Here is a 15556-nt window from a genome sequence, read left to right as displayed (position 1 = left end):
AGAAAAAAATTGTTTAAACCAAACGTTAATATTAAAAATATCCTTTGGGATTTTGACGGGGTTATTATGGATTCCATGGCTGTCAGGGATAGAGGATTTGAAATTGTGTTAAAAGAACATTCCAAAGAAGAAATTGAAAAATTGATGGCCTTCCATAGGGCCAATGGAGGTCTTTCCAGATATATGAAATTTCGATATTTTTTTAATGAGATTAAAAAGGAGCAAATAAGTGATGAGGAAATTAGGATTTTTGCTTCTAAATTCTCTGAAATAATGCTTGAGAATCTTGTGAATCCCGTGCTTCTGATAGATGATGCTTTAAATTTTATTCAAAGAAAACATCAATTGTATAACATGCATGTAGTATCTGGTTCAGATCAAGAAGAATTGAGACATATATGTAAAAAAGTAAATATTTCAACATTCTTCCATTCAATTTATGGCTCTCCTACTCCCAAGAAACTGTTAGTAAAAGAGGTCTTGAAGAATAATAACTACAAAAATTCTGAAACTATTTTAATAGGAGATTCAATAAATGATTATGAAGCTGCAGTAGAGAATGGAATTACCTTTTTTGGTTATAACAACATAAAGCTTAAAGAGGATGGGAAAAATTATATAGAAAGCTTTAGTGTATGAGAATAGTGAATACACTTCGGGGAATATTAATGATGGTACAGAACACCAGGATTTTTGAGCCCCGAAAACATTTTAAAAATAAAAGAATAGCAATAATTGGAGCAGCAGACTCTGCATTTGAAGAGGCTAATGGAGATTATATCAATAGCTTCGATTATATTGTAAGGGTAAACAAGGCTCCACATTCTTTGACTCCTGAAAAGCGTAGATTTGTAGGTAGTAGAACAGATATTTTGTTTCATTCTTTTTTCGAACTTACCGAAGGGGGAGGAGGTGTAATTGACTGGCAACTTTATTCTAAACAGGGGATCAAGTTTGTTATAAATCCTAATAACGATCTCAAAGGACTAAGAGCCCATTTAAATTTCTATAAAAGGCATTTAAATCCCAGAAAGACGTATGTACTTCCCCACAGCACTTACAAAAAAATAAAAGAAAAATTCGGGAATTGGGTTCCTACCGTAGGATTCAGCGCCCTCTATGCTGCCATTAATTCTGGTTGTAAGGAACTCTACATTACCGGCTTTACTTTTTTTAAAACACCATACGCCGACGATTATCGTGATGAAGTGAAGGATGTAGAAAAGAATAATCAGTTTATGAAAAAACAGGGCTTTCATAATCCCGATCTTGAACTGAATGAATTTTTAAATCAGCTGGAAAGACAGGAAAAAACTTGGACAAAAGTGATAATGGATGATGCTTTGCTCAGTATTGTGAATCGTCAAAAAATGATAAGGAATGGAAGGTAAGGATAGCGTAGCCTATTTTGTAATGCCCAGGTCCAGCACTGACTGGAAAGGAGCAGAAGGGTTGTGGATCACAACAGCAGGATGGGCAGCTGCAGGGGAAAGAATATTTGGAGAATCTTATGTGCTGACTACAGACAGAGCAGAAAAACCTTCTGAGGTAGTTAAGTACCCTCTTGGAAAAAACGGAGTAACAAATACGTCTCCTTTAAAAAAAATGGCCAGATTTTTCCCGCTGGAAATAATTACCTTCGTAAATGACTTTCTTCTTTGGCGAACCTCAAAAAAAACAGATAATTACCGGTATGCTTTTCCAGGGTTAGAGAAGCCGGTAGCAATGGTATGGGAACAACATGATTTTTTTCCGGGGAATGGATATAAACTTGCTAAGAAATTCAAGGCTCCTTTTGTAATTTATGTTCACGCTCCACAGGTATGGGAATCTCATAAATGGGGCGTTAAAAGGCCTTTTTGGGGGAAAATACTTGAAAAGATGGAAAGTCGCAATCTAAAACGTGCAGATGCGGTTGCCTGCGTGTCTTCACAAGTGGCAGAAAAATTGGAGTCTATGGGTGTTGAGAAGAAAAAAATTATAATTTCTCCAATGGCTGTGGATCCTTTTTTGTACCGCGATCTTGATACCAGTGATATTGTAAAAGAGTACAATTTGAAGAACAAACTTGTGATAGGCTGGACGGGATCGTTTAGAAGCTTTCACGGTGTTGAACGCCTGGTTGAAACGTTTAGAATAGTGAAACAGGAATTGGCTAATGCTCATTTATTTTTGGTAGGAGATGGAGAAGAAATGAACAAGATCAAGAAATTGGTAAAGGAGTATGATATTGAGGATGCCGTAAGTTTTCCTGGTAGAGTGTCTTTTAAAAGAATGACAGAATTTGTCCATGTTTTTGACGTGGCCATACTGAGTGCGCGCAGTGCCAGTGATTTTCATTATTCGCCATTAAAACTTCGGGAATATTTAAAGGCCGGTAAGGCCACTCTCGCACCTAATGCGGGAGAAGTGCCTCAAATTTTCACAGATAATGTTCATTTGAAGTTGTACGAGCTTGAAGACATAGAAGGTACGGCAAAATTACAGATAGATCTTTTACTGCAACCCCAGTTGCGTGAAGAATTGGGGGAAGCGGGGAGGCAATTTATTCTGGAGAACGGGACATGGGACGTAGAACTTAAAAAAGTAATGCTAAGAATAAATTAGTATGAGGATAATTCAGGTAATACAACAACCCCAATTAAGAGGAGCAGAGATCTTTGCCTGCCAGTTGTCTAATCATCTTAAGGCGCAGGGGCATAAAGTGTTAATGGTAACCGTTTTTAAGGGCGATGCAGATATCCCCTTCAATGGAGAAATAATAAATCTCGATAGACCGCTTTCCTTAAGATTAATTGATCTAAAAGGCTGGAAAAAATTTTATAAAATAATTCAGGAGTTTAAACCGGATATCATTCAGGCCAATGCCTCAGATACCTTAAAATTTACTACAAGTTCAAAATATTTTTTTTCCTGGGAAACACCCCTGGTATATAGGAATGCCAATAAATCAGGAGATTTTATTGATTCACGGTTGAAATGGAAAGTGAACAAGTTTTATATAGATCAATTGGATTTTACAATTTCGGTTAGCGAGGAATGTGAAAAGGATTTTATTAAAACCTTTCAATATCCCACCGCTATGGGAAACACAGTAGAAATAGGCATCGAGGATAAGAATATTGGTGATGTGCCTGAGGATCTTCAAGAGATATTTCAAAAAGGCCCTGTATTAACCAACATAGCAGGTTTCGTACCGGAAAAAAATCATATCGGCCTGGTCAATATTTTTACTGCAATTCTTAGAGATATTCCTGATGCCCAATTGATATTAATAGGTAAAGGCCATCTAAAACAGGTTATTCAAAGGGAAGTCAAAATAAGAGGAATAGAAAAAAATGTACATTTTTTAGGATACAGAAAAGATGTACTGGAAATCCTTCATCACTCCCGGGTATATGTCATGCCAAGTCTAATTGAAGGTCTCCCCGGCGTAATTCTTGAGGCTATGTTTTGCGGAACTCCTGTTGTTGCCAATAACGTTGGAGGCATTGGTGAAGTGGTTAAAAGCGGGAAGACGGGGTGGTTAATTGAAAAAGGTAAAGAAGAAGAATTTGTTCTTGCTGTAAAAGAGACACTTCAAAAAGACAAAAAGGATCTTCCTGAAGTTAAGAACGCTAAAACTATGATCCATAGCAAATTTCTAAACGAGAAGATAGCGAAAAGGTTTTACGAGAGCTATTTGTATACCCTGGAACTCAAAGCAAACGAGGCGTCCATATTACCTTAGATCCGGTTTAAAATGATAAAAATTTTACATCTTATTAAAGCATTAGGAAGAGGAGGAGCAGAAGTTTTACTTCCTGAAACCCTAAAGCTGCACGACCAAAATAGATTTGAGTTTTTCTATGGCTATTTTTTACCCTTTGATGACATGGAAGGTGTCATAGAAAAGGAGGGAGGTAAGGTAATTCATTTTAAATCTGACGGTAACATAAATATGTTGCTGCAGGGAGAAAAAGTAATTAATTTCTGTAAAAAGAATAAAATCGATATTATTCACAGTCATCTCCCACTGGCCGGCTTTGTTGCGAGATATGTCTATAGCAGGACTGCTATTCCGGTTATTTATACAGAGCATAATATTCAGGAAAAATATCATTTTGCTACAAAATTGGTGAATAAGTTTACTTACAATAAGCAAACTATTGCATTAGGAGTTTCTGAAGATGTGAGCACTTCTATCAAGAAAAATATTAATCCCAGGATTCCTGTAAGAACCCTCCTTAATGGGGTCAACACCCAATTTTACACAAAGAATCTGCAAATGGGAGCTCGAGTTAAGGCAGAATTAGATATTCCTCAAGAAGCTATAGTTCTTGGTAATATTGCCGTCTTCCGGGAGCAAAAGGCATTACCAGACTGGATAAGGGCGTTTGCTGAAGTCAGTAAACAAAAAACCGATGTATATGGTTTGTTAGTGGGAGCGGGACCTCAGGAAGAAGAAGTGAAAAATATCATTAGAGAGCTCAAACTGGAAAACAAAATAAAACTTCCGGGTGTAAAAGAAGATACTTTACCCTATTTTTCTGCTATGGATATCTTTCTTTTAAGCTCGGAATTTGAAGGGTTACCTATTGCGCTTCTAGAAGCAATGAGTATGGAATGTGCTGTTGTTTCTACAAGAGCCGGAGGAGTGGTTGAAGCTATTAGAGATAAAAAGGAAGGGCTTCTATGCGAGGTGGGAGATTTTCGGTGTCTTGCCAGGAAATCAGTTGAACTAATAGACGATGAGGAATTACGGAAGAGTTTGCAGTGTTCAGCAAGAAAAAGAGTAGAGGATTTTTTCAGCCTTGATATTATGGTATCAAGATTAGAAATTCTTTATGAGGAAGTTATTTCAAAAAAAAGTCTTGAGAAAGCTTTCTACCTCTAAGCTATACTGAAAAAAATAAGATATGGGAGTAATCTTTCTACTAATTCTCTTTTACATTCTTAACCAGTTTATATTTAACTTCTATAAAAAGAAGCACTCCTTTTTTGAGAGAAAAAAAATGGATCTTCTTTATCTCTATCATCTCCTATTCTTTGGTATATTTCTCTGGTATTCTTTTAATAATCCCGCCGATTCGAAGAGGTATTATGAGGATATGGAATATTTTGAAGGTACTTGGCTTGAATTGCTGGGGACAGATACCCTGTTTATAAACTTCGTCTCATATCCTTTTTATCGACTGGGCTTTTCTTATAGCATGCTTATGCTCACCTTCGCCTGGTTTGGATATTTGGGCTTTGTGTATGCCTATGTGTTTATGAGTGAAAAAATTCCCGTAAAAGTGAAGGTTTTTAAAAGATTGGATTTGCTCACCCTTATTCTGTTCTTCCCCAATATGCATTTTTGGACTTCAGCTTTGGGTAAGGATTCTCTAATTTTTATGGGATTAATGATGTTCACATATGCTATTATCAATCCAAAATCCCGCATTTTTCTTTTGATCCTTTCATCTCTTGTTGTCTTTTATATAAGACCTCACGTCTTCATGTTTGTTGCAGTTGGGGTTGTAATTGGTTATTTGAGTGGAAAGGAAAAAATTCCATTCTGGAAAAAAGCTACAATTTCACTTGGTATGGTTCTGGTATTAACCCTGGTTATGGACGACGTACTGAACGTAATGGGTTTGGGTGAATCTGAAAATATTGTAGAAGATTTTCAAAGTGAATCAGGAGAAAGATCAAAAAGTCTAAGCACTTCAGGTTCTGGGGTAGATATGTCGAACTATCCATTGCCGTTCAAATTTTTCACGTTCTGGTTTCGACCACTTTTTATAGATGCGCCCAATATATTAGGTATCATTACTTCTTTTGAAAACCTGATTTACCTTTTATTGTTTTTTAAAATTCTAAAAAAAGACTTTATAAAGTTCCTTAGAAGATCTCCGTCCCTTATTAAAATGAGTTTCGTGATTTTCATTTTATCCTCTTTTGCCTTAACATTTGTAATGTCTAATCTTGGAATCATAATGAGGCAAAAATCTATGGTAATGTATTTTATCTTTTTTGTGATTTATTATTATCTGGCTCAAAAGAAATACAGACGATATCTAAAATATAAAGCATATAAATTAAGGCAAAAAAAGGAAGCTGCGGTAAGAGGACAGATTTCGCCAACCTGACAAAACCCTATCCTTGAAGTGTCCTAAAAAAGCCTTAAATTCAATTATGGCCTGATGCTTTTCCTATCTTTGTAAAGCAAAAAATAAACCTACATGTGCGGAATTAACGGCCTCCTTCTAAAAACAGGGGGATCCAAAAACGACATTTCCCAAATACTTTCCCGAATGAATAATGAAATTATTCACAGAGGGCCAGATCAGGATGGATATTTGATAGAGGAAAGAGAAGCCTATTCTCTGGGTATGGCTATGAGAAGATTATCCATAATAGATCTCTCAACTGGAAAACAACCTATTTTCTCTGAAGACGATAGTAAAGCAATTGTATTCAATGGAGAAATCTATAATTATCAAAAACTGAAAAAGATTCTTTTGGATAAGGGGATGGTTTTTCATACTTCTTCAGACACTGAGGTTATTCTAAATCTTTACATTGCTTTCGGAACAGCCTCTTTTTCAATGCTGGATGGAATGTTTGCCTTCAGTATTTATGATAGTGAACTGGATAAAGTATTTATAGCAAGAGATTTTTTTGGAGAAAAACCTTTGTATTATAGTAGCAATGAAAATGGTTTTTACTGGGCATCCGAACTTAAATCAATTGTTCGTGTACTGGAGAAAAAGCCTCATTTGTCCCTTAAGGGTCTTAATTTATTCTTTCAGCTCACATATATCCCTGCTCCTTTTACCATTTACAAGAATATATATAAACTTGAGGCCAATAAATTCATAAGTTTAGATTTAAACACTGGAGATTTTGAAATAGGTGAAGTAAAACAGGAGTTTGAAAAATATATAGATCCTTCAATTTCTTTTGAGGAAGCAAAAAATTTAACTCATGATAAGGTAAAGGAAAGCGTCCTTTCGCGTTCCATATCAGATGTTCCTTTAGGCACATTTCTTTCGGGTGGAGTAGATTCATCAATAGTTTCATTATCCCTGGCCCATGGAAGTGACACTCCTATTGATACTTTTTCCATAGGATTTGAAAAGAAATCCTTTGATGAATCAGACAAATCACGTACGGTAGCAAAACTGATAGGTAGTAAACATCACGAATTTAATGTGAGTGTAGATGATCTTAAGGTCAATATTGAAGATATTCTTCTAAATTTCGATGAACCCTTTGCAGATTCTTCTTCTTTACCTACCTACATTGTGGCTAACAAAACAAGAGAACAAGTAAAAGTAGCTCTCACAGGAGATGGTGGTGATGAATTATTTGGTGGTTACAACAAATATTATGTAGGGCAACTGAACAGGAAATATACGAGTGTTATACCTGCACCATTGCACCACAACGCAAGAAAAATTCTTGACCCAATCCTTTCCACACAGGATGATAACAGGGGGAAACGATTTAAAATTAGAAAATTGCTGAATGCAATCAATTATAATCAACAGTTTTATTATAATATCATTTCTTTAGGCTTTAATGAAAATGAGCTTAGGGAGATTCTCAAAGAAAGTTCTAATAACAGGAATGCCCTTTCTTATTATAAGGATCAGGTGGAAAATGATGGAAGCCTGACGAATTTCAGGTTAATTGATAAAATCATTAGTCTGGAGGGTGATATGCTGGTGAAGGTAGACAGAACAAGTATGTTAACTTCCCTCGAAAGCAGAGCCCCTTTTCTGAATAAAGAGCTTTGGAATTTCACCAATCAATTACCTGAGAATTATCTACTGAATGGGTGGAACAAAAAATATATACTGAAAGAAGCTTTTAAAGATTATTTTCCTAAAAGATTTTTAGATAAATCCAAGAAAGGCTTTGGAGTCCCGGTAGGCGATTGGTTAAGAGGTTATCTTTCCGATGAACTGTTGTCCTATATTGATCATGATTTCCTTAAAGATCAGGAAATTTTCCAGCCCGAACCTATAATAGCAATGGTGAAAAAGCATATTGAAGGGAAAGAAGATAATACCTTCAAAGTTTGGACATATTTCTGCTTTCAGAAATGGTATAAAACGACCTATTCTTCAGTCAATCATTAATAACCACTTTTTAGAAGGATAAAGGAATTCTTCAGAACCTTAATGAAGTTTAAATCTTTTAAATTGTACATGATTAACATCTTGGTATAATTTTTTGATCTGTATTCAAAGTACTTTCCAAGTTCCGGATTTAAATTTCTAAAATAATATTGAGATAAATTTTTATAAGTGGTTCTTTTGGAATTTACCTGTTTTTCTTTTTCCAGAAGACTCCATATACCTTTTTTGTGGATTCTATAATGTGAGGGAAGAATGTTTGGAAGAAATTTCCCTTGGCCGTGTCTTCCTAAAAGACTAAGCCAAAAATTATCAGCATTTAATGTCTTCGTCAGTTCCTCAGGTATGTTTTCAACGATATTTTTAAAACACCAGGTAGAAATAATTGGTTGAACAATCGCTTTTTGAAGTTCTTCAGAAGAAAAATCTCTGCATGTTTTTGCAACAAAATCTTCATCGGGTAATGGAAATCCATGTTCATCTACAAACATAGCAGCATGATATGCAAGAACGTAATCTTTATGTCTTTCTAAAAAATCTACCTGTTTTTGAAGCTTAGAACTGTCGGTCCAATAATCATCCCCATCGCAGTAAGCCAGATATTTTCCTTTGGCCGAATAAAAATTATAAATGGAGTTGAAAAGACCTGTAAATTCTCCATTGACCAATATGTTATTTTGTTTCTGATGCTGAAACAGCCTGATCTTGTCGGGAAATTTTCGTGCATAATTTTTGCATATTTCTGCGGTACCATCTGTTGAAGAATCATCTCCTAAAAGAATTTCATAATGAAAAGTAGTTTTCTGCTCCAGAACACTATCGAGACACTGAGCGATGTAGGCTGCCTGATTAAATGTTTGAACGCATACTGAGACCATCGGGTTGTCGGCAACTTCATTTGGAAATTCATGTACAGGAATTTGTTCAAATTTCTTCCTAAACTCTATAAAATTCATTATCCCTATTAAATTTTAGTAACAAATATACTTTTTAAAGCATATTATAGTTCTAGTTTGACCAGTAAATGCCATTTAAACTTAGTCATTCTTGGTTCAACTGTTTATTTAATTTTATTTTTAGCGAAAATTTTCTTCAATGCACAAATTGGTACGAATTACCACAATTCCCCTCTCTCTTGAAAAATTATTAGAGGGACAACTAACTTTCATGAATAACCATTTTGAGGTTATTGCTGTTTCCTCAGAAAGGGAAAGGTTGGAAAAATTTGGTAAAGCAAATGGGGTACGCACTTTCACAGTCGAAATGACTAGATCTATCACTCCTCCCAAAGACATAAAAGCAGTATTTAAACTTTATAATTTTTTAAAAAAGGAAAAACCTTTAATCGTTCATACACATACTCCTAAGGCTGGAATAGTAGGAATGATGGCCGCAAAAATGGCAGGAGTTCCTATAAGATTGCATACCGTAGCGGGTCTTCCTTTAATGGAAAGTTCAGGAATAAAAAGATATATTCTGGAGCAGGTTGAGGGCTTAACTTACAGACTGGCTACAAAGATTTACCCCAATTCTTACGGACTGCAGGAAATAATTCTGGACAAAAAATTTTCATCTGCAGAAAAGCTCCAGATCTTAGGAAAAGGAAGTTCTAATGGTATAGATACTTCCTATTTTAATCCCGACCTTTATCAAACAGCGGACAAATTGAGAATTAAAAAATTATGGGGTATTGCGGCCGATGATCTCGTATTAATTTTTGTAGGTCGGTTAGTGAGAGATAAAGGAATTAATGAATTATTACAGGCTTTCAAAAAACTAGTTACCATGTATCCCCATATTACTTTATTACTGGTGGGACCATTTGAGCAGGAACTTAATCCTATTAAAGAGGAAAACCTCCAACTCATTAAGGAACATTCAAAGATAATTGCTACCGGCTATCAGGAAGATGTTCGATGTTTTTTTGCAATTTCAGATTTGCTTGTTTTTCCAAGTTATAGAGAGGGATTTCCCAATGTGGTTCTGCAGGCCGGTTCTATGCGGCTTCCTACGATAACGAGCAATATCAATGGATGTAATGAAATTATCTGCGAGGGAATTAATGGAATAATTATACCGGTCAAAGATGAAAAAAAGCTTTTTTTAGCTATTGAAAGATTTATTAAAGACGTTGAGCTAAGGAAAAAAATTTCTGGGGTGAGCCGCGAAATAATTAGCCAAAACTATGAGCGGAAAAAATTTTGGGAAATTTTGTTAAAGGAATACAAAACGCTGGAGCAGGAAATTACAAAAGGTTAATTTAGCAACGGGGAAAAATTTCCTACCTGTGTATGTACAGAAAATTTTTTAAGACCATTCTGGATTTTTTGATAGCCTTATTTGCTCTTATACTTTTAAGTCCTTTTCTATTGTTTTTCAGTTTACTGCTTTTCGTAGCTAACAGAGGGAATCCTTTTTTCCTTCAACGCCGTCCTGGAAAAGGAGGAAAAATTTTTAGGATTATTAAATTTAAAACAATGACAGATGCCAGGGACGAGCAGGGTAATTTTCTTCCAGATTCAGAAAGATTGACGGCAGCTGGCAAATTTGTGAGGAAGACTTCTGTTGATGAGATTCCGCAATTAATCAACGTGATAAAAGGAGACATGAGTATTATTGGGCCGAGACCACTCCTTCCCGAATATCTGAAGCTTTATACACCCAGGCAGCAAAAGCGGCACAATGTGAGGCCGGGGATTACAGGATGGGCCCAGGTGAACGGGAGGAATGCTATCTCCTGGAACAAGAAGCTGGAGTTGGATGTATGGTATGTGGAGCATTTTTCTTTCAGGTTGGATTTGAAAATAATTTTGTTAACTTTTTTAAAGGTTATAAAATCTGAAGGAGTAAATACTGCTAACATGGCGACCACAGAACCTTTTAACGGAAGTAATTAATATGAATATTTATGGCGCCAGCGGACACGGAAAAGTAATTATTGATCTTGTGCATTCCCGCATGGAGGAGATTCACAATGTCTTGGATGATAACCCTGTTATTACCGGCATTTACAATTATCCTGTGGTTCACAATTTCACTCCCGAGGTGCTGAGACGTAAAACCATTATAGCAATTGGGGATAACAAAATTCGGAAAAAAGTCGCGGATAATTTCTCAGGGGGATTTTATAAGGGGCTAAGCCATGCTACTGCAGTTGTTGATCGCACAGTCGAGCTGGGGCCGGGAACTGTTGTAATGGCCAATGCAGCTATAAATGCAGATACAATAATTGGTGCTCATTGCATCCTCAATACAGGTTGCATCGTGGAGCATGATTGCGTACTTGATAATTTTACACATATTTCGCCGGGAGCTGTACTGGCAGGAGGAGTTAAAATTGGTGAAGGTACCCACATAGGTATCGGGGCCCTGGTAATTCCCGGAAAAAAAATAGGAAAGTGGTGCACCATAGGTGCAGGAGCAGTAATCATTGAAGATGTTCCAGATTATGCCACTGTAGTGGGCAATCCGGGAAAAGTTATAAAAATAGCAGAAAACGGTAATGAATAGAGAAAAAATATATCTGTCTTCCCCGCACATGGGAGGGAATGAATTAAAATATATCCATCAAGCCTTTGAACAAAACTGGATTGCGCCTTTAGGACCGAATGTAAATGGTTTTGAAGAAGACCTGAAGAAATACCTTAAGGAGGATGTACATGTCGCTGCACTAAGTTCGGGTACTGCTGCCCTTCATTTGGCATTAATACTCGCCGGGGTGGAGCGGGGAGATGAGGTCCTTTGCCAGAGTCTCACCTTTGCAGCCTCGGCAAATCCTATTGTTTATCTTGGAGCTACTCCTGTTTTCGTAGATAGTGAAGAAGAAACCCTGAACATTTCTCCGGGTTATCTTGAAGAAGCGATCAAAGACAGAATAGGAAAAGGAAAAAAACCTAAAGCCTTAATTGCTGTGCATTTGTACGGAATGCCTTACAAAGTGGAAGAGGTTCACAAAGTTGCTGAAAGGTATGGAATTCCAGTTATAGAGGACAGTGCAGAAGCTCTTGGCAGCTCCTACAAAGGACAGAAATGTGGAACTTTTGGAGATTTTGCCATTCTTTCCTTCAACGGAAACAAGATCATAACTACCTCCGGAGGAGGCGCGTTGGTTGCAAAAACTGCTCAGTTAAAGGAAAAGGCTGTTTTTCTTGCCACTCAGGCGAGAGACAATGCTCCCCATTATCAGCACAGCGAAATAGGCTACAACTACAGGCTTAGTAATATAGCTGCCGGAATTGGCAGAGGGCAAATGGAGGTTCTGGATGCTCATATTGCTAAAAGAAGGGAAATGAATGCATTTTACCGGGAGCTGTTCAGCACAGTTAATGAAGCAATAGTACTAAATGAGCCTGAAAATACCTACTTTTGTAATCACTGGCTCACGGTGATAAAAGCAGAAGAAAATGGAGCCTTTAAAACTGATGATTTGAGACTGCATCTCGAAAAAAATAATATTGAGAGCAGACCTCTTTGGAAACCAATGCACTTGCAGCCGGTCTTTGAGGATGCTCCTTTTTATGGAAATGGAGTTGCTGCAGCAGCTTTTAAGAAAGGATTATGTCTTCCTTCCGGTTCAAATTTGGGGGAAGAAGAAAAAAACAGGATTAGTACTGCAATAAAGGCCTATTTGCAGTAAAAGAGTCCTTAATGGAACATTATGGGTAAGAAATTAAATAAAGCCCTTCAGCAAATACTATCTTCCGAGAATGGTCTCGATATAAGAAATATCAAATACTTGCCCCGATGGGCTATCTTAGGTATTGATATTTCTATCATTGTCGCTGCCAATTTCCTTACGTTGTTGGCATTAAATGATCTCACCTCTCATTTCTATGACTTTTTCTCTATTTCTGAGCGAATGTTTCTAGTGCTGGGGGTAAATATTTTTTACTTTTTTGTCTTTAGGACCTATGCTGGATTAATAAGGCATTCTTCATATGTGGATGCTCTAAAGATCATGCTGGCATGTTTCAGCACTTTTGTCACCCTTCTCTTTGTCAATTATGCCACTTATATTTTTGTAGGTCAAAAAATCTATCTTGTTGCTGGACTAATTTTTTACTTCCTTGTTTCTTTTTCCCTATTGTTCCTCTTCCGACTTTCAGTGAAGCAGGTCTATGAGTACTTTAAAAGAACTCAAAAAAACCAGATTCTTCAAAAGGCCATCGTTTTTGGCGCAGATGAAAATGCGATTTCCATTGCAGGAGCACTTGAGATCGAACATCCCAAACGATTTGATATCCGGGGCTTTATTACTAGCGACAATACAAGGAGAAATATTCGGATTTTGGGCAAACCAGTGGTTTATAATGGGCTAAAAATAAGTGAAGAAGCTAAAGCTTTGGGGGCCACTGCTCTGATCCTTTCCGAAAACACGTTAACTGCCGAAGAGAAATTTGCTGTAGTTGAAGATTGTCTGGAAAATGACATAAAAGTTTTTAATGCTCCCATCGTTTCCAATTATGAGGATGAGCAATCGGTTTCCCATAAAGTGAAATCCCTTCAAATAGAAGACCTGCTTGACAGGGAACCTATCCTGCTCAACAAGGAGAATAAAAAACAACAGCTCACCGGAAAAGTGATTTTAGTGACCGGAGGTGCGGGATCTATAGGTAGTGAGATTGTAAGGCAGGTTGCCGAATATAATCCTCGACTTCTTTTAATACTTGACCAGGCGGAGACTCCGCTACATAACCTGCAGCTTGAGATAGCTGCAAAATTTCCAGACCTCAATTACAAATGCATTATTTGTGATGTGAGCAATCGAAAACGATTGGAATTGCTCATCAAGAGAAATCAGGTGGATGTGATTTATCATGCCGCGGCCTACAAGCATGTTCCTTTAATGGAGGCAAATCCTCATGAAGCGGTTTTTGTTAACATCCAGGGAACTAAAAATCTCGCAGATCTTGCGGTGGAATATAAAGTTGGCCATTTTGTAATGGTCTCCACAGATAAGGCTGTTAATCCCACTAACGTGATGGGAGCTTCAAAAAGGGCTGCAGAAATGTATGTGCAGTCACTTTATCATTCGGTTTGTGCAGGGGAGACAGACTGTACGAGATTTATTACTACCCGTTTTGGAAATGTACTGGGTTCCAATGGTTCCGTTGTGCCCTTATTTAGAAAACAAATAGAAAAAGGTGGTCCGGTGACCATTACTCATCCCGATATAATCAGGTATTTTATGACCATTCCAGAAGCTTGTCAATTAGTGTTAGAAGCCGGAGCCATGGGCAAGGGAGGGGAAATTTTTATCTTTGACATGGGAGAACCGGTGAAAATAATGGACCTGGCAGTAAAAATGATTAAATTAGCAGGATTTATTCCGAATAAGCAAATTGGAATAAAAATTACAGGTTTACGTCCCGGAGAAAAACTTTATGAAGAATTGTTAAGCGAAAAAAGTAGAACCTTGCCTACTCACCATAAAAAAATCATGATAGCCATTGATCAACCTGGCAATTACCCGGAGATTAGTGAAGCAATTGAAAAAATAATTAAATCGGCCAATAAACTAAAAAGTAATAAGGTCGTAGCTAAATTAAAAATTCTGGTGCCTGAATTTAAAAGCAATAATTCTACTTTTGAGAAATTAGATAAAGATCCAGTTATTCATCCAAACCAGAAGAAGATAAGCTAAATGAATATTTTTAATCCCCTAAAGATTTTCTCCACACGTTTCCATTTTTTTAAAATCGTCTTGTTTCTTATAGGATTAGGAACGATTTTCTCCTGTTCTACAAAAAAAGATATTCTTTATTTCCAGGACTTTGAGCGGTTATCAAATATGAAAGCTCCCGAAGATTTTGAACCCGAAATTGAAGTAAATGATGTTTTGCGAATTGATGTTTCTTCTCTTAATGAAGAATTAGCGGCACCTTTTCGCCTGGATTTCAATGCTCAGGGATCCGCGGGAGGAGGTGGAAATAATGCCACCCTGACCGGGTATCTGGTAGATACCAACGGTTACATTAATTTTCCTGTATTGGGGGAAGTGAAGGTTGAAGGAATGACCCGAGGTGAGCTTGAGGAGGAACTAACAAGATCTTTAAAGGAATTTTTGAAAGACGCAGTTGTAAGGGTTCGCATCGTTAATTTCAAAATTACTGTTATGGGAGAAACAAATAGTCAGGTAATTCAAGTTTTGGATGAGCGAATATCTGTTCCTCAGGCTCTGGCTATGTCAGGGGATATTTCATATGATGGAAAAAGAAATAATATCCTTGTGATCCGACAGGAGGATGGGCAAATGCAGTACGGTGTTTTAGATCTTAGAACAGTAGATATTTTCCATGACCCATATTATTATTTAAAGCAGAATGATATTGTTTATGTAGAACCCACCTATAGAAAAGTCAAATCGGCCGGATTCATAACCAGTTGGCAGGGACTTGTTTCCATAGTTACAACAGCATTAAGTCTTTTTATACTTTTTAGTAGATAAA

14 protein-coding genes are annotated in these 15556 nt (G+C 36.9%); 13 read left to right on the top strand and 1 reads right to left on the bottom strand.

The genetic code is table 11. From position 1 onward, the window contains the following. The first annotated feature begins 9 nt into the window (after positions 1-9). The 7 genes from VR862_RS01615 to asnB all read left to right on the top strand — a co-directional run bounded on the left by VR862_RS01615 (position 10) and on the right by asnB (position 8111). Positions 10-639, top strand: a complete 630-nt coding sequence (locus tag VR862_RS01615) for an HAD family hydrolase (protein WP_324719191.1) — start codon at positions 10-12, stop codon at positions 637-639. Next, positions 636-1391, top strand: coding sequence for a glycosyltransferase family 29 protein (locus VR862_RS01610; protein ID WP_324719190.1), 756 nt, complete (start codon positions 636-638; stop codon positions 1389-1391). Before VR862_RS01615 ends, VR862_RS01610 begins: the two co-directional genes overlap by 4 nt. Then, the gene (locus VR862_RS01605) at positions 1381-2607 is read left to right on the top strand and encodes a glycosyltransferase family 4 protein (RefSeq protein ID WP_324719189.1); all 1227 of its coding nucleotides are present in this window, start codon (positions 1381-1383) and stop codon (positions 2605-2607) included. Before VR862_RS01610 ends, VR862_RS01605 begins: the two co-directional genes overlap by 11 nt. A gap of 1 nt (position 2608) precedes the next feature. Beyond that, a complete protein-coding gene (locus tag VR862_RS01600) occupies positions 2609-3730 on the top strand; it encodes a glycosyltransferase family 4 protein (RefSeq protein ID WP_324719188.1) in 1122 nt (373 codons plus the stop codon). A gap of 12 nt (positions 3731-3742) precedes the next feature. Beyond that, the gene (locus tag VR862_RS01595; RefSeq protein WP_324719187.1) at positions 3743-4876 is read left to right on the top strand and encodes a glycosyltransferase; all 1134 of its coding nucleotides are present in this window, start codon (positions 3743-3745) and stop codon (positions 4874-4876) included. Between the two features lie 22 nt (positions 4877-4898). Then, positions 4899-6113 carry a hypothetical protein gene (locus VR862_RS01590; protein WP_324719186.1) on the top strand — a complete coding sequence of 405 codons (1215 nt, stop codon included), beginning with the start codon at positions 4899-4901 and terminating at the stop codon, positions 6111-6113. 93 nt (positions 6114-6206) lie between these two features. After that, on the top strand, positions 6207-8111 hold the full coding sequence (gene asnB, locus VR862_RS01585; protein WP_324719185.1) for an asparagine synthase (glutamine-hydrolyzing): 1905 nt from the start codon (positions 6207-6209) through the stop codon (positions 8109-8111). On the opposite strand, the gene VR862_RS01580 is transcribed toward asnB, so the two are convergent. After that, positions 8108-8986, bottom strand: coding sequence for a glycosyltransferase family 2 protein (locus VR862_RS01580; protein ID WP_324719633.1), 879 nt, complete (start codon positions 8984-8986; stop codon positions 8108-8110). The genes asnB and VR862_RS01580 overlap by 4 nt on opposite strands. 289 nt (positions 8987-9275) lie before the next feature. On the opposite strand from VR862_RS01580, the gene VR862_RS01575 reads away from it, so the two are divergent. The 6 genes from VR862_RS01575 (at position 9276) to VR862_RS01550 (ending at position 15555) form a co-directional block, all read left to right on the top strand. Next, positions 9276-10367, top strand: coding sequence for a glycosyltransferase family 4 protein (locus VR862_RS01575; protein ID WP_324719184.1), 1092 nt, complete (start codon positions 9276-9278; stop codon positions 10365-10367). A 32-nt stretch (positions 10368-10399) separates the two neighbouring features. Continuing rightward, positions 10400-11005, top strand: a complete 606-nt coding sequence (locus VR862_RS01570) for a sugar transferase (RefSeq protein ID WP_324719183.1) — start codon at positions 10400-10402, stop codon at positions 11003-11005. 1 nt (position 11006) lies between these two features. Then, the gene (locus VR862_RS01565; protein ID WP_324719182.1) at positions 11007-11618 is read left to right on the top strand and encodes an acetyltransferase; all 612 of its coding nucleotides are present in this window, start codon (positions 11007-11009) and stop codon (positions 11616-11618) included. Then, positions 11611-12744, top strand: coding sequence for a DegT/DnrJ/EryC1/StrS family aminotransferase (locus tag VR862_RS01560; RefSeq protein ID WP_324719181.1), 1134 nt, complete (start codon positions 11611-11613; stop codon positions 12742-12744). Before VR862_RS01565 ends, VR862_RS01560 begins: the two co-directional genes overlap by 8 nt. Before the next feature lie 21 nt (positions 12745-12765). Continuing rightward, on the top strand, positions 12766-14751 hold the full coding sequence (locus tag VR862_RS01555; protein WP_324719180.1) for an SDR family NAD(P)-dependent oxidoreductase: 1986 nt from the start codon (positions 12766-12768) through the stop codon (positions 14749-14751). Between the two features lie 147 nt (positions 14752-14898). Continuing rightward, the gene (locus tag VR862_RS01550; RefSeq protein ID WP_324719179.1) at positions 14899-15555 is read left to right on the top strand and encodes a polysaccharide biosynthesis/export family protein; all 657 of its coding nucleotides are present in this window, start codon (positions 14899-14901) and stop codon (positions 15553-15555) included. Position 15556 lies beyond the last annotated feature (1 nt).

Source organism: Salinimicrobium aquimaris (genome assembly GCF_035607535.1).
Classification (GTDB): domain Bacteria; phylum Bacteroidota; class Bacteroidia; order Flavobacteriales; family Flavobacteriaceae; genus Salinimicrobium.
This window is presented reverse-complemented; position numbering and strand designations above follow the sequence as displayed.